1 protein-coding gene is annotated in these 555 nt (G+C 51.4%); it reads left to right on the top strand.

Going from position 1 to position 555, the window contains the following annotated elements; genetic code table 11:
* Nucleotides 1-462 (top strand): ImmA/IrrE family metallo-endopeptidase (locus H8Z83_RS19335; RefSeq protein ID WP_187016510.1); only part of this gene is annotated, 462 nt, incomplete at its 5' end.
* Between the last annotated feature and the right edge of the window lie 93 nt (nt 463-555).

The following is a 555-nucleotide window of genomic DNA, read 5'->3' as shown; positions in this document are numbered from 1 at the left end:
GCCTATGTGGATCAAAACCTCGCAAATGCGGGATCGGTGGGACGGTTGAATTTCACTCTGGTACATGAAGCCGCGCATCAGATCCTCGGTATGCTTTACCCGGAGGAATACAATCCAAGTGCGCAGCCGTTCATCTGCCGCCTTGCGGATGAACGCTGCACATACCCCATCACCGACTGGGTAGAATGGCAAACAAATGTGCTGACGGCGTATCTCCTACTCCCCCGTGAGCTGATCGACCGCTACATGGATGAGCTTGGCCTTGGTCGGCAGATCAAACTCCTGAACAAAGTATTTGCCCCCAAGGAATATGCGTTGTTTTCTGAAATGGCAAAGCGTTTGGGCGTCTCGAAAACAGCATTATCCATTCGTCTGGACAATCTTGGCATGATCGGCCGAAATGATTTTAGTGATCCGTATGCGCCCATCCATATTGATGCGGATGACTTTGACACAGCATAGGAGGTAGTTGTTATTATGGCAAAAATCAATTCCAAGGCGCTTGACCCGCAGCGGTATGCCTGCATCCAAGCCGAGCAGCGGGAGCTTGAGCAG

Source organism: Dysosmobacter segnis (assembly GCF_014297285.1).
Classification (GTDB): Bacteria; Bacillota; Clostridia; order Oscillospirales; family Oscillospiraceae; genus Oscillibacter; species Oscillibacter segnis.
Note: the sequence above shows the minus strand (reverse complement) of the source record. Positions and strands in the feature narration are given on the sequence as shown.